This window comes from Streptomyces sp. W1SF4, assembly GCF_003950035.1.
GTDB lineage: Bacteria > Actinomycetota > Actinomycetes > Streptomycetales > Streptomycetaceae > Streptomyces > Streptomyces racemochromogenes.
Map to the genome: position 1 here is coordinate 3882507 of NZ_CP034350.1, position 17966 is coordinate 3900472.

Annotated in this window: 19 protein-coding genes and 1 tRNA gene; 6 read left to right on the forward strand and 14 right to left on the reverse strand. The window is 73.2% G+C overall.

What is annotated here, in order from left to right:
* The first annotated feature begins 78 nt into the window (after nucleotides 1-78).
* Genes D1J60_RS18090 through D1J60_RS18110 form a run of 5 tightly spaced genes read left to right on the forward strand, consistent with a single transcriptional unit; the run spans nucleotide 79 to nucleotide 6680 of the window.
* Nucleotides 79-846, forward strand: a complete 768-nt coding sequence (locus D1J60_RS18090) for a response regulator transcription factor (protein ID WP_125595104.1) — start codon at nucleotides 79-81, stop codon at nucleotides 844-846.
* A complete protein-coding gene (locus D1J60_RS18095) occupies nucleotides 846-2360 on the forward strand; it encodes a HAMP domain-containing sensor histidine kinase (RefSeq protein WP_125821791.1) in 1515 nt (504 codons plus the stop codon). Before D1J60_RS18090 ends, D1J60_RS18095 begins: the two co-directional genes overlap by 1 nt.
* 25 nt (nucleotides 2361-2385) lie before the next feature.
* A complete protein-coding gene (locus D1J60_RS18100) occupies nucleotides 2386-3654 on the forward strand; it encodes a bifunctional glycosyltransferase family 2/GtrA family protein (protein ID WP_125821792.1) in 1269 nt (422 codons plus the stop codon).
* On the forward strand, nucleotides 3651-5963 hold the full coding sequence (locus tag D1J60_RS18105) for a glycosyltransferase family 39 protein (RefSeq protein WP_125821793.1): 2313 nt from the start codon (nucleotides 3651-3653) through the stop codon (nucleotides 5961-5963). Before D1J60_RS18100 ends, D1J60_RS18105 begins: the two co-directional genes overlap by 4 nt.
* Nucleotides 5964-6023: 60 nt before the next feature.
* On the forward strand, nucleotides 6024-6680 hold the full coding sequence (locus D1J60_RS18110; RefSeq protein WP_125821794.1) for a TetR/AcrR family transcriptional regulator C-terminal domain-containing protein: 657 nt from the start codon (nucleotides 6024-6026) through the stop codon (nucleotides 6678-6680).
* A gap of 48 nt (nucleotides 6681-6728) precedes the next feature.
* Here the strand turns inward: D1J60_RS18110 and D1J60_RS18115 are convergent, their stop codons facing one another.
* The 12 genes from D1J60_RS18115 to D1J60_RS18165 form a co-directional block, all read right to left on the reverse strand.
* On the reverse strand, nucleotides 6729-8396 hold the full coding sequence (locus tag D1J60_RS18115; RefSeq protein ID WP_125821795.1) for an MDR family MFS transporter: 1668 nt from the start codon (nucleotides 8394-8396) through the stop codon (nucleotides 6729-6731).
* Nucleotides 8397-8409: 13 nt separating this feature from the next.
* Nucleotides 8410-8841, reverse strand: a complete 432-nt coding sequence (locus tag D1J60_RS18120) for a MarR family winged helix-turn-helix transcriptional regulator (protein WP_125595109.1) — start codon at nucleotides 8839-8841, stop codon at nucleotides 8410-8412.
* A 124-nt stretch (nucleotides 8842-8965) separates the two neighbouring features.
* On the reverse strand, nucleotides 8966-9784 hold the full coding sequence (locus D1J60_RS37710) for a hypothetical protein (RefSeq protein WP_241253309.1): 819 nt from the start codon (nucleotides 9782-9784) through the stop codon (nucleotides 8966-8968).
* 77 nt (nucleotides 9785-9861) lie between these two features.
* On the reverse strand, nucleotides 9862-10701 hold the full coding sequence (locus tag D1J60_RS18130) for an RNA polymerase sigma factor SigF (protein ID WP_125605148.1): 840 nt from the start codon (nucleotides 10699-10701) through the stop codon (nucleotides 9862-9864).
* 229 nt (nucleotides 10702-10930) lie between these two features.
* Nucleotides 10931-12019: an RNA polymerase sigma factor SigF gene (locus D1J60_RS18135; RefSeq protein WP_125821796.1), complete on the reverse strand. Its 1089-nt coding sequence runs from the start codon at nucleotides 12017-12019 to the stop codon at nucleotides 10931-10933.
* A gap of 241 nt (nucleotides 12020-12260) precedes the next feature.
* Nucleotides 12261-12422 carry a hypothetical protein gene (locus tag D1J60_RS37310; RefSeq protein ID WP_164720920.1) on the reverse strand — a complete coding sequence of 54 codons (162 nt, stop codon included), beginning with the start codon at nucleotides 12420-12422 and terminating at the stop codon, nucleotides 12261-12263.
* Between the two features lie 387 nt (nucleotides 12423-12809).
* Nucleotides 12810-13103, reverse strand: a complete 294-nt coding sequence (locus tag D1J60_RS18140; RefSeq protein WP_125601171.1) for a hypothetical protein — start codon at nucleotides 13101-13103, stop codon at nucleotides 12810-12812.
* Between the two features lie 80 nt (nucleotides 13104-13183).
* Nucleotides 13184-13271 (reverse strand) — tRNA-Ser (locus D1J60_RS18145).
* Between the two features lie 90 nt (nucleotides 13272-13361).
* Entirely contained in the window at nucleotides 13362-13790 is a 429-nt protein-coding gene (gene tadA, locus D1J60_RS18150; protein ID WP_241253572.1) for a tRNA adenosine(34) deaminase TadA, read from the reverse strand.
* Nucleotides 13791-13852: 62 nt separating this feature from the next.
* Nucleotides 13853-14401, reverse strand: coding sequence for a hypothetical protein (locus tag D1J60_RS18155; RefSeq protein ID WP_125824079.1), 549 nt, complete (start codon nucleotides 14399-14401; stop codon nucleotides 13853-13855).
* A 272-nt stretch (nucleotides 14402-14673) separates the two neighbouring features.
* Nucleotides 14674-14874 (reverse strand): hypothetical protein, encoded by a 201-nt coding sequence (locus tag D1J60_RS18160; protein WP_185899574.1) that lies wholly within the window; start codon nucleotides 14872-14874, stop codon nucleotides 14674-14676.
* A 124-nt stretch (nucleotides 14875-14998) separates the two neighbouring features.
* Nucleotides 14999-15961 (reverse strand): universal stress protein, encoded by a 963-nt coding sequence (locus D1J60_RS18165; RefSeq protein ID WP_241253310.1) that lies wholly within the window; start codon nucleotides 15959-15961, stop codon nucleotides 14999-15001.
* Nucleotides 15962-16143: 182 nt separating this feature from the next.
* Here D1J60_RS18165 and upp point away from each other — a divergent pair, with 182 nt between their 5' ends.
* Nucleotides 16144-16779 (forward strand): uracil phosphoribosyltransferase, encoded by a 636-nt coding sequence (gene upp / locus D1J60_RS18170; RefSeq protein ID WP_007265356.1) that lies wholly within the window; start codon nucleotides 16144-16146, stop codon nucleotides 16777-16779.
* Between the two features lie 42 nt (nucleotides 16780-16821).
* On the opposite strand, the gene D1J60_RS18175 is transcribed toward upp, so the two are convergent.
* Nucleotides 16822-17487: a LytR C-terminal domain-containing protein gene (locus D1J60_RS18175; protein ID WP_185899576.1), complete on the reverse strand. Its 666-nt coding sequence runs from the start codon at nucleotides 17485-17487 to the stop codon at nucleotides 16822-16824.
* Nucleotides 17488-17590: 103 nt separating this feature from the next.
* Nucleotides 17591-17887, reverse strand: a complete 297-nt coding sequence (locus D1J60_RS18180) for a type II toxin-antitoxin system VapB family antitoxin (RefSeq protein ID WP_125601156.1) — start codon at nucleotides 17885-17887, stop codon at nucleotides 17591-17593.
* Between the last annotated feature and the right edge of the window lie 79 nt (nucleotides 17888-17966).

Sequence of the window (17966 nt, forward strand, 5' to 3'; positions counted from 1 at the left end):
TTGCGGGGACCGCCCTTTCTCAGGAGATTCACAGGAAGGGGCAAGAACGCTCTCAGAGGCGGCCGCCAGCGTGGGGTCATGACCGCGACGACCACCTCCCACGCGTCCACGTCCACCGGCACCCCGACGGCCCTGCTGCGGCCCGACGGCGGACCCTGCCGGGTCCTCGTCGTCGACGACGAGGCCTCGCTCTCCGAGCTGCTCTCCATGGCCCTGCGCTACGAGGGCTGCGAGGTCCGCACCGCGGGTGACGGGGCGGGCGCCGTCCGGGCCGCGCGGGAGTTCCGGCCGGACGTGGTGGTCCTCGACATCATGCTCCCCGACATGGACGGGCTGGCCGTCCTGGGACGGCTGCGCCGGGAGATCCCGCAGGTCCCGGTGCTGTTCCTGACCGCCAAGGACTCCGTCGAAGACCGCATCGCGGGCCTGACGGCGGGCGGTGACGACTACGTCACCAAGCCGTTCAGCCTGGAGGAGGTCGTCGCCCGGCTGCGCGGGCTCGTGCGCCGCTCCGGAGCCGCGCAGGCCGCCCGCGGCGGCTCGGTCCTGACCGTCGGCGACCTGCGCCTCGACGAGGACAGCCACGAGGTGGTCCGGGGCGGGCAGGAGGTCCACCTGACCGCCACCGAGTTCGAGCTGCTGCGCTACCTGATGCGCAACCCGCGCCGGGTGCTCAGCAAGGCGCAGATCCTGGACCGGGTGTGGTCCTACGACTTCGGCGGCCAGGCCAACGTGGTGGAGCTCTACATCTCCTACCTGCGCCGGAAGCTGGAGGGCGGCACCGGTCTGCCCCCGATGATCCACACCCGGCGCGGCGCCGGCTACCTGATCAAGCCCGCCGACTAGTGGCCCTCCGGCGCCCGTGGTCGCTGAGGACGCGGCTGGTCGTCTCGGCGGTGGCGCTGATCGCCGTCGTGGGCGCGGCCATCGGCACCGTCACCACCCTGGCCATGCGCTCCCGCCTGGTCGGCGAGCTCGACAAGCAGCTGACGACCTCCGTCGAGATGGCCGTCCGGGGCCCCGGCGCGTCCAAGGCGGCCCGCGACGCTGGCCTCGGCTTCGTCTTCGCCCCCGGCTCCCCGATCGGTGCCGCCGGGATCCGCCTCGACGCGGCGCGCACGGTGATCGGCGGCGCCCGGATCGTCCCCGTGTCCGGCCAGAGCCCCGACCACCGCGAGCTGCTCACCGAAGCCCAGAGCGGCGCCCTCGCGGCGGTCGCCCGAAAGGCCGGTCCCGGCCGCACCGGACCCGTGGACACCGACCTGCCCGGCCTGGGCGCCTACCGGGCCGTCTCCGCCCCCGACGGAACCCTGGTGCTCGCCTTCCCGCTCCAGGGCGTCGACTCCACGGTGCGCACCCTGATCGCCGTCGAGGTCTGCGTCACCCTGGCCGGCCTGATCGCCGCCTCCCTCGCCGGACAGGCCCTGGTGGGGGTCGCCCTGCGTCCGCTGCGCCGGGTCGCCGCCACCGCCACCCGGGTCTCCGAACTCCCCCTGCACAGTGGCGAACCCGCCCTGCACGAGCGGGTCCCGGACGCCGAAGCCGACCCCCGCACCGAGGTGGGGCAGGTCGGTGCCGCCCTCAACCGGATGCTGGGGCACGTCTCTTCCGCGCTGACGGCACGCCAGCAGAGCGAGACGCAGGTCCGGCAGTTCGTGGCCGACGCCTCCCATGAGCTGCGCACCCCGCTCGCCTCCATCCGCGGCTACGCCGAACTCACCCGCCGGGGACGGGAGGAGCCCGGCCCCGACACCCGGCACGCCCTGGGCCGGATCGAGTCCGAGGCCACCCGGATGACCGGGCTGGTCGAGGACCTGCTGCTGCTGGCCCGGCTGGACGCAGGCCGCCCGCTGTCCTTCGCGGACACCGACCTGGCCCCGCTCGTCGTCGACGCCGTCAGCGACGCCCGTGCCGCGGGCCCGGGCCATCACTGGCGCCTCTCCCTCCCCGACGCGCCCGCACCCGTCCGCGCCGACGCGGCACGGATCCAGCAGGTCCTGGTGAACCTCCTCGCCAACGCCCGCACCCACACCCCGCCCGGCACCACCGTCACCGCCCATGTTTCACGTGAAACATCCGCCGTCCGGCTGCGGATCGAGGACGACGGCCCCGGGATCCCGCCCGAGCTGCTGCCCCACGTCTTCGAGCGCTTCGCCCGCGGCGACGCCTCACGGTCCCGCTCGGCGGGATCGACCGGGCTCGGCCTCGCCATCGTCGAGGCCGTGGTCGGCGCGCACGACGGACGGGTCGGGGTACGCAGCGAGCCGGGCCGGACCTGCTTCGAAGTGCTGCTCCCGCTGGCCGCCCACGACCCCGGCACGCACTCACAGACGGCGCACAGGCTCACCACACCGAGGTGACAGGTCGTGCGGCGAGGGTCGGAACATGCCAACCGACACCTCTCCCGGCGCCCTCCCGGCCCGGGCGCCGCTCGCGTCCGCGCCCGGCGAGCCCGTACTCGACGTGGTGATCCCGGTCTTCAACGAGGAGAAGGACCTCGGGCCCTGCGTACGCCGGCTCCACGCCCACCTCACGCGCACCTTCCCGTACGCCTTCCGCATCACCATCGCCGACAACGCCAGCACCGACCGCACCCCCGAGGTCGCGGCCGGGCTCGCCGCCTCGGTCGAGGGAGTACGCAGCTTCCGGCTGGAGGAGAAGGGCCGCGGACGGGCCCTGCGCACCGTATGGTCGCGCTCGGAGGCCCCCGTCCTCGCCTACATGGACGTGGACCTCTCCACCGACCTGAACGCGCTGCTGCCGCTGGTCGCCCCGCTCATCTCCGGCCACTCCGACCTGGCCATCGGCACCCGGCTGGCCCGCTCCTCCCGCGTCGTACGGGGAGCCAAGCGGGAGTTCGTCTCGCGTGCCTACAACCTGCTGCTCCGCTCCTCGCTCGCCGCCCGGTTCAGCGACGCCCAGTGCGGGTTCAAGGCCATCCGGCGCGAGGTGGCGGAGCGGCTGCTGCCGCTGGTGGAGGACACCGGCTGGTTCTTCGACACCGAGATGCTGGTACTGGCCGAGCGGGCCGGCCTGCGGATCCACGAGGTGCCGGTGGACTGGGTGGACGACCCGGACTCCACCGTCCACATCGTGAAGACCGCCACCGAGGACCTGAGGGGCGTCTGGCGGGTGGGCCGGGCGCTGGCCGTCGGAGCGCTCCCGCTCGACCGGCTCGCCCGCCCCTTCGGTGACGACCCGCGCGACCGCACGGCCCTGCCCGGGGTACCGCGCGGGCTCGCCCGCCAGCTCCTCGGCTTCTGCGTGGTCGGGGTGCTGTCCACCCTCTGCTACCTCGCCCTGTACTCCCTCTTCCGGCTCGGCGCCGGGCCGCAGACCGCCAACGCGGCCGCCCTGCTGCTGTCCGCCGTGGCCAACACCGCCGCCAACCGGCGGCTCACCTTCGGCGTCCGGGGCCGCGACCGGGCGGTCCGCCACCAGGCCCAGGGGCTCGTGGTGTTCGCCATCGGACTGGCCCTGACCAGCGGTTCGCTCGCCGCGCTCGACACGGCCGCCGCGAACCCCGCCCACAGCACCGAACTGGCCGTCCTGATCACCGCCAACCTCGCCGCCACCGTGCTGCGGTTCCTGCTCTTCCGCGCCTGGGTCTTCCCCGAGCGGCGCGCCACTCCCGTGAAGGACGACCACCGATGACCACCGCACCCGTCCCCCTCGACTCCCCCTTCCCCGAGCGGCCGCCCGCCGTGTCCGCGGGGGCCGCCGCGCACCGGGCCGGGGCCGTGCGGCCGCGCTGGGAGCGGCCCGCATACGTGGCGCTGCTGCTCGCCACCGCCGTGCTGCTGCTGTGGAACCTGGGAGCCTCCGGCTACGCCAACTCCTTCTACTCCGCCGCCGTACAGGCCGGTTCGGAGAGCTGGAAGGCCTTCTTCTTCGGCTCCTCCGACGCCGGGAACTCCATCACCGTGGACAAGCCCCCGGCCGCCCTGTGGCCGATGGCGCTGTCCGTCCGGCTGTTCGGACTCGGCTCCTGGCAGATCCTCGTGCCCCAGGCCCTGATGGGCGTCGGCACCACCGCCGTGCTGTACGCGGCCGTACGGCGCCAGTTCGGGGCCGGGGCCGCCCTGCTGAGCGGTGCCGCCTTCGCGCTCACGCCCGTGGCGGCGCTGATGTTCCGCTTCAACAACCCGGACGCGCTGCTGACGCTGCTGCTGACCGTCACGGTGTACTGCGTGCTCCGGGCCCTGGAGGGGGCGCGCACGGGGTGGCTGGTGGCGGCCGGCGCGGCGATCGGCCTGGGCTTCCTGACGAAGACCCTGCAGGCCTTCGTCATCCTGCCGCCGCTGGCCCTGCTGTACGCGGTCTGCGCGCCGACCCGGCTGCGCGGAAGGCTCGGGCAGTTGCTGCTCGCCGGGCTGGCGGCGGTGGTGTCCGGCGGCTGGTGGGTGGCCGTGGTGGAGCTGTGGCCCGCCTCCTCCCGCCCGTACGTCGGCGGCTCGCAGAACAACTCCTTCCTGGAACTCACCTTCGGCTACAACGGCCTCGGCCGGCTGAACGGCGACGAGACGGGCAGCGTCGGCGGCGGGCGCGCCGTGTCCGGTGCGGCCGGGGGCTACGGGATGCCCGAGGGCGGCCCGGGCCTCAGGGGCGGCGGCTGGGGGGAGACCGGCATCGACCGGCTGTTCTCGGGGAACGTGGGCGGCCAGATCTCCTGGCTGCTGCCGGCGGCCCTGGTGCTGCTGGTGGCCGGGCTGGTGGTCACCTGGCGGGCCCGCAGGGCCACCGATTCCCTGGAAGGCATGGCCCGCGCGGCGTTCCTCGCCTGGGGCGGCCCGCTGCTGATCACCGTGCTCGTCTTCAGCTACATGCAGGGCATCTTCCACGAGTACTACACCGTCGCGCTCGCCCCGTGCGTGGCCGCGCTGGTCGGGATGGGCACGGCGGTGCTCTGGGAGGAGCGGGGCGGGAAGGCCGCCGCGCTCACCCTGTCCGGGACGCTGGCGCTGACCGCCGTCTGGTCGTACATACTCCTCGGCCGTTCCTCCGGCTACCTGCCGTGGCTGCGCTGGGCGGTACTGGCCGGGGGCCTGCTGGCCGCCGCCCTGCTGCCGTTCGCGGCCCGCCTCGGGCGCCGGTTGCTGCTCGCGACGGCCGCGCTGGGACTGGGTGCGGCCCTGGCGGGCCCCCTCGCGTACTGCCTGACCACCGTCGCCACGGGCCACACCGGGTCCATTCCGACGGCCGGCCCGGCGGTGGCCGGCGGCCGGGGCGGTCCGGGCGGGATGCGCTTCGGCCCCGGCGCCGAGCAGTTCCGGGGCGGCCCGGGCGGGCCCGCGGGCCAGGGCGCGCCGGGCGGGTTCCCCGGGGGAGCGCCGCTGGGCGGCCCGATGGGCGGCGGTGCGATCCGGCCGAACGGAGGCGGTGCCCCGGGCGGGGGCCCCGGCGGCCAAGGCGTCCCCGGCGGCCAGGGCGTCCCCGGCGGCCAGGGCGTCCCCGGCGGCCAGGGCGTCCCCGGCGGCCAGGGCGTCCCCGGCGGCCAGGGCGTCCCCGGCGGCCAGGCCGGCCGTGAGCGCGTGGGCTTCGGGGGCGGCGGTCCCGGCGGGCTGCTGGGCGGTACCCGGGTCGGTGCGCAGGCCAAGGCCGCGCTGAGCAGCGGTGCCGGCCGCTACACCTGGGCGGCGGCCACCATCGGCTCCCAGAACGCGGCGAGTTACCAGCTGGCCTCCGGGGCGCCCGTGATGCCGGTCGGCGGCTTCAACGGCAGCGATCCCTCGCCCACGCTGGAGCAGTTCAAGGCGTACGTGAAGGCGGGGAGGATCCACTGGTTCATCGCCCAGGGCGGTGTCGACGACGCCCTCGGCGAGGGGGGTACGGGCACGAACCGGCCCGGCGGCACGGGAGGTCCCGGCGGGGCGGCGGGTTCCGCCATCGACAGCTGGGTGAAGGCGAACTTCAAGGCCACCACCATCGGCGGAGCCACCTTCTACGACCTGACGACCCCCTAGCATCAAGAGGGCGGACCGGGCATTCCGGGCCGATCCCCTTGTGGTGAGGAGGGTGCCTCCATGGCGACCGAGGCTGATCCGGGCGAGGCCAGGACCAGTGTGTGGCTGGGCGCCCGGGCCGGCGCCCCCAGCAGACGCCGCAGTGAGGCGCCCTCGGGCCTGGACCGGGACCGGATCACCGCCGCCACCGTGCGGCTGCTGGACGCGGAGGGGCTCGGCCGGTTCTCGATGCGCCGGCTGGCCGCCGAACTGGGGGTCACCGCGATGTCCCTGTACTGGTACGTGGACACCAAGCACGATCTGCTTGAGCTGGCCCTGGACAGCGCCCTGGGCCAGCAGCGGCTGCCGGCCGGCCCGCCCCCCGGGGAGGGCTGGCCGGCCCGGCTGCGGAGCCTGGCCGGCGGCTACCGGCAGCTGCTGGCGGAGCACCCGTGGGTGGCCCCGCTCAGCGTCGCCTACCCGAACATCGGCCCGCACGCGCGTGCCTTCGACGCGGCCCTGCACCGGCTGCTGGAGTCCACCGGCCTGGTGGACGCCGCCCGGACGGGCGCGCACCTGGCCGTCTCCCAGTTCCTCGGGGGCTGCGCCCTGAACGGCTGTGGCGGTGCGGTCCGGCGGGCGCCCGAGGCGGAGTTCGCCCTGGCCCTCGACGTCCTGATCGCCGGCATCGAGGCCAAGGCCGCGCACACGGCGAAGGCCCGGGCCCGGACCCCTTAGCGGGGTCCGGGCCCGGGCCGTTCACGGCGTGCTGCGGGCGGCTTCCGGTCAGGCCTTGGCCTGCGCGGCGGCCCCGGCGGACGCGGCGGCCTCGGCGGCCCCGGTCCCGGCCCCGGTGCCGCCCTCCGCCGCCGGCTCGTGCAGGGCCGGCTTCGACTTCAGCGCGACCTCCTTGATGAACAGCACCAGCAGCAGCGCGAGCAGCGCGCTCGGGGCGGCGTACAGGAAGACGTCGCCGACGCCGTGCCCGTACGCGGACTCGATGACGGTCCGGAACGGCGCGGGCAGCTTGTCGAGGTCGGGGATCCCGCCGCCGGCGGTGCCGCCGTGCCCCATGGCCGCGGCCTTCGGGCCGAGCGCGGCCAGGCCGTCCTGGACGTAGTGGGTGACCCGGTTGGCCATGACCGCGCCCAGCGCCGAGACGCCCATGGCACCGCCGAGGGAGCGGAAGAAGGTGACGACGGAGCTGGCGGCGCCGAGGTCCTCGGGGGCCACCTGGTTCTGCGTCGCGAGGACCAGGTTCTGCATCATCATGCCGAGGCCGAGCCCGGTGAGCGCCATGTAGATCGCGATGTGCCAGTACGGGGTGTCGTACCGCAGGGTGCCGAGCAGGCCGAGGCCGGTGGTCAGCAGCACGCCGCCGGAGACCAGCCAGGCCTTCCACTTGCCGGTCTTGGTGATGATCTGGCCGGAGACCGTGGAGGAGACGAAGAGCCCGCCGATCATCGGGATGGTGAGGAGGCCGGACATGGTGGGGGACTCGCCCCGGGCCAGCTGGAAGTACTGGCTGAAGAAGACCGTGCCCGAGAACATCGCGATGCCGACGAACAGCGAGGCGGCGGACGCCAGGCTGATGGTCTTGTTGCGGAACAGCCGCAGCGGGATGATCGGGTCGCTCGCGCGGGACTCGACGAGGAGGAAGAGCAGGCCGAGCACCACGGCACCGCCGGTCATCGCCAGGGTGGTCCAGGAGATCCAGTCGTAGGAGTCCCCGGCCTGGGTGACCCAGATCAGCAGGAGCGAGACGGCCCCGCTGATGAGGAAGGCGCCGAGCCAGTCGACCTTGACGTCGCGGCGGACCACGGGGAGCCGCAGGGTCTTCTGGAGCACGATCAGAGCGATGACCGCGAACGGCACGCCCACGTAGAAGCACCAGCGCCAGCCCAGCCAGTCGGTGTCGGTGATGACGCCGCCGAGCAGCGGACCGCCGACGGTGGCGACGGCGAAGACGGCGCCCAGGTAGCCGCTGTAGCGCCCGCGCTCGCGCGGGGAGATCATCGCGGCCATCACGATCTGGGCGAGGGCCGAGAGGCCGCCGACGCCGATGCCCTGGACCACGCGGCAGGCGATGAGCATCCCGGTGTTCTGCGACATGCCCGCGACGACGGAGCCGAGGACGTAGATCACCAGGGATATCTGGACGAGGAGCTTCTTGCTGAAGAGGTCGGACAGCTTGCCCCACAGCGGGGTCGCGGCCGTCATCGAGAGCAGCGCGGCGGTGACGACCCAGGTGTAGGAGGACTGGGTGCCGCCGAGGTCGCTGATGATCTGGGGCAGGGCGTTGGAGACGATCGTGGAGGACAGGATCGCCACGAACATGCCGAGCATGAGCCCGGACAGCGCCTTCATGATCTGCGGATGGGTCATGGGCGCGCCGTCGGACGTGGTCTCCGACCGGCCGCCTCCCCGCAGACCGCCGGGTGTGGTCGTAGCCATGTGTTTCCTTTGCCTAGAAGCTCGATCGGAGTCGGGCCAGCAGGGTGTTCAGTACGTCGATGTCCTCGGCCGACCAGTCGGCCAGGGCCTTCTCCAGCGCGTCGGTGTAGCGGGCGCCGAGCTCGGCGAGCATGGCGCGCCCGGCTTCGGTGAGGCGCAGGATCCGGCAGCGGCCGTCGCCGGGGTCGGTCTCCCGCTCGATCCAGCCGTGCTGCGCCACGTGGGCGACGTGCCGGCTGCTGACCGAGATGTCGACGGCCATGAATTCGGTGAGCCGGCTGAGCCGCATCTCGCCGTGCCGGTCGAGGACGGTGAGGACGGCGGCGGAGCCGGGCGGGCAGTGCGGGGGCAGCATCCGGGCCAGGTCGCGTTTGACCGCTCCGATTCCGGTGAGCTGGCGGGCCAGCTCCTCGTAGCGGGTGTGCTGGGCCGTCTGCGTGGTCACCGGGAACCGCCCCCATCTTGTTGCTTAGGGCAACCATAGAAGCGCATGGTTGCTACAGGCAAATGAATTCGGGGGGTGCGGCGGTAAAGGAATCGGAAAACCGGGACGGACGGGGCCGGGGGTCTCAGTTCCAGGCGGCGCTGACGTTCCGGGTCTCCACGTGCATGCCCAGCGGGACCCGCCAGGCCTCCACGCAGACCGTGTACGTCTGCGTCTTCGAGCTGCCGCCGGCGATGGGGGCGGGCAGGGGCTGGGTCGTGGTGACCGTGGCCCAGTCGACGCCCAGGGCGCCGATGACGTGCGTCGCGAAGCCGACCGTGCCGGAGCGGGCCGCCGTGGTGCCGGTGTTGGTGAAGGTCACCGTGACGCGTTCGCACCAGCGGGAGGACGCCGCCGCGCGGACCGGGGCGCCGAGCGTGAGCCGGGCCGGGGTGGCCGGCGGGGCGGGGGGCGTCGTACCCGGCTTGGGGGCGGGAGGGGCGGGCGGGGCGGGGGTGCCCGGAGCGCCGGGCGAGGTCGGCGGGGCGGGCGGGGCCGGGGTGCCGGGCGCGCCCGGGGTGGTGGCGCCCGTGCCCGCGCCCCCGGTGCCGCCGGGGGTGGCCGGGGTGCCCGGGTCCGGCGGGGTGCCGGGGGCGGGTGCGGAGCCGACCGGGGCGGTGGCCGTCCCTCCGCCCTCGCCGGAGCCGTCGCCCGGCCGGGACCCGGGCGCGCCGGTCGGCGTAGGACCGGGGGCGTCGGCGGAGGGGGCCGGTCCGCCGGATGCCAGCGGCTGGAACTCCACCTGGCCCCGGGGCGGCACGTTCTCTCCCGCGCTCCGCTCGGGGCCCGGGGCGGCGGCTCCCACGACGACGTATCCGTCCCGGTCCTGCCCGCAGCCGGCGAGGCCGGCCAGGGCGGTGCAGCAGACGACGAGGGCGAGGGCGGCGCGGGGTCCCGTTCGCATCGCGCCAGTGTTCCTGACGCGATGTCAAATGTGAACCCTGCCCGCGCCGCCGCTCGCCCCGCCCGCCACTCCGTGCCTCAGTCCCCGATCAGGCCCGTCCGCAGCTGGGCGAGCGTGCGGGTGAGCAGCCGGGAGACGTGCATCTGGGAGATGCCGACCTCCTCGCCGATCTGCGACTGGGTCATGTTCGCGAAGAACCGCAGCATGATGATCTGCCGTTCCCGGGGCGGGAGTTTGGCGAGAAGCGGCTTGAGCGACTCGCGGTACTCGACGCCCTCCAGCGCGCTGTCCTCGTACCCGAGGCGGTCCGCGAGCGAGCCCTCGCCGCCCTCGTCCTCCGGGGAGGGCGAGTCGAGCGAGGAGGCGGTGTAGGCGTTCCCGACGGCGAGGCCGTCGACGACCTCCTCCTCGGAGACGCCGAGCACGGCCGCCAGCTCGGGGACGGTCGGGGACCGGTCCAGCTTCTGGGCCAGTTCGTCGCTCGCCTTGGTCAGCGCGAGGCGCAGTTCCTGGAGCCTGCGCGGGACGCGGACGGACCAGGAAGTGTCTCGAAAGAATCGTTTGATCTCGCCCACGACGGTCGGCATCGCGAACGTCGGGAACTCCACGCCGCGTTCGCAGTCGAACCGGTCGATCGCCTTGATCAGGCCGATGGTGCCGACCTGGACGATGTCCTCCATCGGCTCGTTCCGGCTGCGGAACCGGGCCGCCGCGTAGCGCACCAGCGGCAGGTTCAGCTCGATCAGGGTGTCTCGTACGTACGCCCGTTCGGGGCTGTCCACGTCCAGGGCGGCGAGTCGCTGGAAGAGGGAGCGGGAGAGGGTGCGGGTGTCGATGGCTTCCGAGCGGTCGGCCACTGCCGGCAGCTCACGCGTGTCGAGCGTGAGCACCTTGGAGCTGCCCTGTTCTGCGGACATGCCACCCCCTTGAGGTCGCGGACGGTCGCGTCTCTGCGCCCGTCGGAGGAACGCAGCCTCCACCTGAATACCGGAGGCGGAGCTGCGGCAAACGCGGTTCCAGCAGAATGTCACATGTCGGCAACACGCTGTAGCGTCATGTCGACAAGTATCTCCAGCGACAGTCGACCGACCGAGCAGAATGAGCCGATTCTGTAGGGAAACGCTGGAACAGGTCCACCCGATCCGGTTAGGCCTCGATCCTGTTTGCGGATCTCAGACGGGCGAAGCTCCGGGCGAGCAGCCGGGAGACGTGCATCTGCGAGACGCCCAGCTCCGCGCTGATCTGCGACTGCGTCAGATTGTTGTAGTAGCGCAGGAGGAGGATCCGCTGCTCCCGTTCGGGCAGCTGGACCAGCAGGTGCCGCACGAGGTCACGGTGCTCGACGCCGGCCAGTTCGGGATCCTCGTAGCCGAGCCGGTCGAGCAGCCCGGGCATGCCGTCGCCCTCTTGCGCGGCCTCCAGCGAGGTCGCGTGGTAGCTGCGGCCCGCCTCGATGCAGGACAGCACCTCGTCCTCGCTGATCCGCAGCCGCTCGGCGATCTCGGGAGTGGTCGGGGTCCGGCCGTGGAGGGTGGTGAGGTCCTCGGTCGCGGCGTTCACCTGCACCCACAGCTCGTGGAGGCGGCGCGGGACGTGGACGGTGCGGACGTTGTCGCGGAAGTACCGTTTGATCTCGCCCACGACCGTCGGCATCGCGAAGGTGGGGAACTGGACCCCGCGCTCCGGGTCGAACCGGTCGATCGCGTTGATCAGGCCGATGGTGCCGACCTGGACCACGTCCTCCATCGGCTCGTTGCGGCTGCGGAAGCGGGCGGCGGCGTACCGGACGAGCGGGAGGTTGGCCTCGATCAGCGCCCCGCGCACCCGGAAGTGCTCGCTGGTGCCCGGCTCCAGGTTCTTCAGCTGGCCGAAGAGCACCTGGGTCAGTGCCCGGGTGTCGGCGCCCCGGCCCTGCGGCCTGGGCGGCGGCGGGGCCGCGTCCTGGGACGGCTCCCGGGACGCGTCCGGGGATGCGTCCTGCGGCTGCTCCTGCGACTGCTCCGCCGGCTGCTCCTGCGGCCCGGGCCCGGTTCGCGGCTCCCCCGCGCGCGGCTCCCCCGGAAGGGCGCCGCCCGGGCGGGGCTCGGCGCTACGGGGTTCGGCCGCGCGGGGCTCCGCCGTACGGGGTTCGGCCGCGCGGGGTTCGGCCGCGCGGGGCTCGGCCGTACGGGGCTCCGCCGGGCGCGGCTCCTGGTGGCGCGGTTCGTGCGGGCGGAGCTCTTGCTGGGGAGGCACCTGAGGCGCAGTACTGGCCGGCACGGTCACGCCACCCCTTCGATCAACTCATCGGTCAAAAGCGGTCATAGCATCACAAGAGATGTGCACTATGTGCAAGCACCGTATATAGCCGTGTTGAGGGCAAGTTGGGCATTTAGGGGTATTCCTTTTACCGGCTCCCCCCACCGTGAACGCGAAAGGTCCCCCACCCGTCGGAGTGGGGGACCCGGAAGTCCAAAAATCGCTTCGGCGTGCGGTTTCAGTTCACCAGTTCGGTGATGAACTCGCCGATGCCGGAGGCGGCATCCGATATGCCCTGGAAGCCTATTCCCACCATCTCCGCCGCCCGCTTGGGCTGGGTGATGATCACGAAGAGGACGAACACGGTGAGGACGCCCGTGATGAGTTTCTTGGTGTCCATGGACGGTGTCGGCCTCCCCAACCGGCGCTGCAAAGTCGGGTGAGTCTAACCGGTCAGGTTTGGTCACTCACCTGTCCTTTAAGGACCAATGACCCGGTGGTTGGGGCCCTTTGCCGCTGGGTTGCCCGGTCGGGGCGGGCGCAGGATGGAACACGAGCCCACCGGTTCTGGCAGGAAACCGGTGGGTGAGGGACAGGACCTCACTGCGGGGTCCGAGCCGCGGGCTTCCCCCCTGACTGCGGCTCGGGCTGGCAGGTTCCGTCCCCGTCGGGGGAAGTGGCTTGTCCCCCCGGTCGCCACTTCCCCCGTCCCCACCGTCGAAGGTCCCGACCCAGGTCGGGACCTTCTTCGCGTCCGGGGCGGGGGCGGGCGGGGAGGGGCCGGGTGCTACTGGATGGCGCCGGCGAGGCCCAGGACCGGCTGGACGGGCGCGATCACGGGGGAGAGCTGGTCGGGCAGGGTCATCAGCTGGTTGAGCTGGTTCGCGCCCTGGCTGAGCCGCCCGCCGATCTCGGGGACGGAGGGCTGGGCGCCGGCGGGCATGCCCGGGGCGGCGGCCGGGAGATCCGGGAGGCTGAGCGGGGCCGCGTCCAGGGGCGCGGCGGAGGCGGCGGGTGCGGCGAGGCCCGCGGCGGCCCCCGCGAGGGCGAAGGCGGCGAGCATGCGCTGGGTCTTGGTCATGCCGTGACAACGGCCGAGCGGGCGGCCGGTCACGGCGGGCACGCGCGAGAGCCCCGGTTCGTACGAACCGGGGCTCTCAGTGGCGGTGGTGGAGGGATTTGAACCCCCGATGGGTTGCCCCATACTCGCTTTCGAGGCGAGCTCCTTCGGCCACTCGGACACACCACCGAGAGAGATCCTAGCCCAAGGTGGGGAGTGCTTTGCAAATCCGCAGGACGTGGCCTGGCTCACCCCTCCCGGAAGGCTCCCGCGGGGGGCTCACAGATCCCGGAAGAAGTCCGTGAGCTGCCGTGCGCACTCCTGCTCCAGTACCCCGCGGATCACTTCGGGGCGGTGGTTGAGCCGGCGGTCGCGTACGAGGTCCCACAGTGACCCGGCCGCGCCCGCCTTCTCGTCCCCCGCGCCGTAGACGACCCGCGCCACGCGGGACTGCACCAGCGCGCCCGCACACATCACGCACGGCTCCAGGGTCACCACCAGGGTGCACCCGGTCAGCCGCCACTCCCCGAGCCGGGCGGCCGCCCGGCGCAGCGCCAGCAGCTCGGCGTGCGCCGTGGGATCTGCGGCGGCCTCCCGTTCGTTGTGCCCGGTGGAGAGGAGCTCCCCGCCGGGGCCGAGCACGACGGCACCGACCGGCACGTCGCCGGCCGGTACCGCCAGGGCGGCCTCCTCCAGCGCCAGGCGCATGGAGTCCCGCCAGGGATCCCGTACGGGATCGGGGCCGTACGTGAAGTGGTGCTCGGTGATCACTAGCGGACGGCCTCCAGCACGTCGGTGGCGCCGAGGGCGTCGGCGATCTCGGTGACGGCGTCTCCGTCGAGGGTCAGCAGTTCCTTGTGGCCGACCCCGAGGTCGTCCAGCAGCCGGGGGTCGCCGAGGGGACCGGCCGGCAGGGGCTCGGAGCCGGCGCGCGGCTCCTCGTCCGCGCCGTCCTCCTCGTCCGCGTAGGCGGCGACCGGCTCCTCCTCGCCGTCCTCGGTGCCGTCCAGGTCCAGTACGTCGAGGCCGTCGTCCTCCTCGTCGGTGCCCAGCAGCTCCTTCGTGAGCATCGATCCGTAGGAGCTGCGGTCGGCCACGGAGGCGTTCGACACGAAGTAGCGGGGGTCCTCCTCTCCGTCCACGCGGATGACGCCGAACCAGGCGTCCTCCTGCTCGATGAGGGCGACCACCGTGTCGTCGTCGACAGCGGCGGACCGTGCGAGATCGATCAGATCACTGAGGGACTCGACGTCGTCGAGTTCCATGTCGCTCGCTTCCCACCCGTCTTCGGTGCGCGCGAGCAGTGCGGCGAAATACACCGTGACTCTCCCACTGGTCATAGGCGTGCCGGTTGGAGATCCCCCCGGCCGGAGGTTGGGGTGTGCACGGCCGTGACGCTTGCCGTCCGCACCCCGCCCAATCGGCATCGTGGCAGAAACAGCGGCTTTGCGAGAGGTCTTCCGCGCGGCGGCCGTGTCGCGGCGCCGACGGCGCACCCGGCCTCGCGCCCGGTCAGGGGGCCGTCGGAGCGCACGCCGGTGGGCCGGGCCGCGCACCGCGTGGCACGCCCCGGCCCCGCCCGGTCGCCCGGTCACCAGCGGAAGGTGCGCATCCGCATCTGCTGCCGCATCCGGGCCGCTCGGGCGCGCCGGGGCTGGACCCGGTCGCGCAGCTCCCTGGCCTCGTTCAGATCGCGCAGGAACTGCGCGCGTCGCGCCCTGCGCTGCGCCGCCGTCTCCGGCGCCTCGTACGCCTCTCTCCCGTCGGTGTCGTTCGACTGCGTCTCGGGCATCGGCACCACCCCAGGCTGGTCCGGTCGTCCTCCTCCGCCGTCACGGAGCAGACCCCCCGGATCCCCCCTTCCCCCGGCCGGCGCGTTTGATGCCGAGGGCGCGCAGATCGCCCCAGTTCAGGGGTCAGTCCTCGGCGTCCGTGTCGGTGAGGGCGGGTACGACGGCCACCGGGCCGTGCGCGTGCTGGAGCACCGCGTGCGCGACCGACCCGATCAGCAGGGACCGTACGCGCGGGTGGTGGCGGCCCACCACGACCAGCGCGGCCGACCGGGACGCGTCCACCAGCCGCCCGGCCGCGTTCCCGGGTTCGGCGGCCTGCTCGACGGGCACGTCCGGGTACCGGCGGCGCACCGCCTCCAGCCGCCGGGTCTGGGCCCGCAGCATCTCCCGTTCGGCCGGCACGGAGTCCCCTTCGTCGGCGAGGGCCTCGGGCGGGATCACGGCGAAGGGGCCGCCGAGCAGGTTCGCCGGGCCGGGCGGGATCGCGTACGCCGAGACCACCTGGACGGTGGTCCCCCGTGCGGCGGCTTCCGCGAAGGCGAAGGAGAGCACGTCCTCGGGCGTCTCGGTGACGTGCAGCCCGAGCACCACCTTGCCGGCCGAGGCGCCCGCGGCCTCCCCGGAGGGCCCGGCGGCCGCGTCGCGGTCGGCGTGCGGGACCACCACGACGGGGCAGGAGGCGGTGGTGGCCACGGCCCTGCTGTTCGAGCCGAGCAGCAGCGTGGCGAACCCGCCGCGTCCTCGGGAGCCCATCACCAGCATCCGGGGCGCCCCCTCGGCGCTGATCACCCGCAGGGCCTCCGGGACCGAGCCCTCCAGGGCCTCGTAGCGGACCTCCGCGGGCCGCTCGGGGGAGGCCTCCAGGATGGCGCGCACGCGGTCGCCCACGGGGTCCGCGTACTCCTCGGGCTCGTTCGGGTCGTGCAGGGCCGAGCGGCGGCCGGCGTACAGCTGGGCGGCGTCGGGCAGCACGTGGGCGACCAGCAGGCCGGTGCCGTGCCGCAGGGCGGCCGTGCGGGCCCACTCCAGGGCGCGGAGGCTGTGCTCGGATCCGTCGACGGCCGCGATCACCAGTCCGTTGGTCACCAGTCCAGCGTGCTGGGCGCGGCGGCGGGCCGCATCTCAGGGCCCGCGGCGGACGCGCGGCGGTGCGCACAGCGCGTAGCCTTTTGCCAGTGGGTCGCGAACAGGCGGCCGTTTTCGCAGGTAGCAGGGTCTCGCAGTTCGCTGATCGCAGGTCGAAGCCCGGCTGAGTCTTGGAGGATGTTGTGCGTTTGCAGGTCGTCGATCACCCCTTGGTGGCGCACAAACTCACCACGCTGCGCGACAAGCGCACCGACTCCCCCACCTTCCGCCGGCTCGCCGACGAGCTGGTGACGCTGCTCGCGTACGAGGCCACCCGCGACGTGCGCACCGAGCAGTCCGACATCGAGACCCCGGTCGGCCCGACCACCGGCGTCAAGCTGTCGTACCCGCGCCCGCTGGTCGTCCCGATCCTGCGCGCCGGCCTCGGCATGCTGGACGGCATGGTGCGGCTGCTGCCGACCGCCGAGGTGGGCTTCCTGGGCATGGTCCGCAACGAGGAGACCCTGGAGGCCTCCACGTACGCGACGCGCATGCCCGAGGACCTCTCCGGCCGCCAGGTGTACGTGGTGGACCCGATGCTGGCCACCGGCGGCACGCTGGTCGCCGCGATCCAGGAGCTCATCAAGCGCGGCGCCGACGACGTGACCGCCGTGGTGCTGCTGGCCGCGCCGGAGGGCGTCGAGGTCATGGAGCGCGAGCTGGCGGGCACGCCGGTGACGGTGGTGACGGCCGCCGTGGACGAGCGGCTCAACGAGCACGGCTACATCGTCCCGGGCCTGGGCGACGCGGGCGACCGCATGTACGGCTCGGCCGAGTAGCAGTACTCCTGTCAGAGGACCCTCGAGAGGACCCTCAGGGGATCAGCACTTCGCGGAGGGCGCGGGCGTGGGCGCGGGGTTGGCCAGGACGGCCAGCGCCTTGTCCGCGTCCTCCTTCGTGCTGAGCTCCTTGAAGGAGTCGCCGAGGATCAGGTCGATGTCCGCGCCCTCGCGGGCGTCGGTCTGGGTGGTGACCCCGGCGAGCTGGGTGCCGAGGACGGAGTAGGCGGCCTTGTCCGTCCGCGGGGAGCCGAGCAGTATCCCGGCGCCGGGGACCTTCTTGTCGAAGTCGGCGGGGGCGTTGCCGACGTGGCCGACGGCGAAGCCGCGCTTCTTCAGTTCGTCGCCGACGGCCTTGGCCAGGCCGGCGCGCGGGGTCGCGTTGTAGACGTTGACGGTGATCTGGCCGGGCTGCGGAAGGGCGACCGCGGGGGCCTTGGAGACGGCGGGGCCCGCGTCCGGGGCGGTGGCGGGTTTCACGGCGTTCGCGGGTTTGGCGGAGGCCGTGGGGCAGTTCCCGTCGGACGCCGCCGTGTTGCGCTTGCCGCTGTCGTCGCCGCCGAACACGTCGATGAGCTGCAGCGCCCCGTAGCCCAGCAGGGCCAGGGCCAGGACGGATCCGAGCAGGGCGAGGACGATCTTCCGACGCCGCCGGGGACGGCTCATACGGGGGTAGGCAGCTCCCGTTACGCGGTACTTTCCGCCCATGCCGGGGGGAGTGAGCATGCTCATGGGCGCAGCGTAGTGCCGTACCGGAACGATGCCTACGAAATGATCTGTTGATCGGGTAAGGCAGACCCGAAAGGCGCAATCAGTCCAGTTCGAGGACGCGTGCGTGCAGGACCTGGCGCTGCTGGAGGGCCGCGCGCACGGCGCGGTGCAGCCCGTCCTCCAGGTAGAGGTCGCCCTGCCACTTCACGACGTGGGCGAAGAGGTCCCCGTAGAAGGTGGAGTCCTCCGCGAGCAGGGTCTCTAGGTCCAGCTGCCCCTTGGTCGTCACGAGCTGGTCGAGCCGTACCGGGCGCGGCGCGACGTCCGCCCACTGCCGGACGCTCTCCCGGCCGTGGTCGGGGTACGGCCGCCCGTTTCCGATGCGCTTGAAGATCACACGGAAAGCCTACCGGGCCGGTGCCTCCGGGCGCAGCCTCGCGCTGTCGGTGCAAAAGTGGCAGACAGGCCTATTCCGG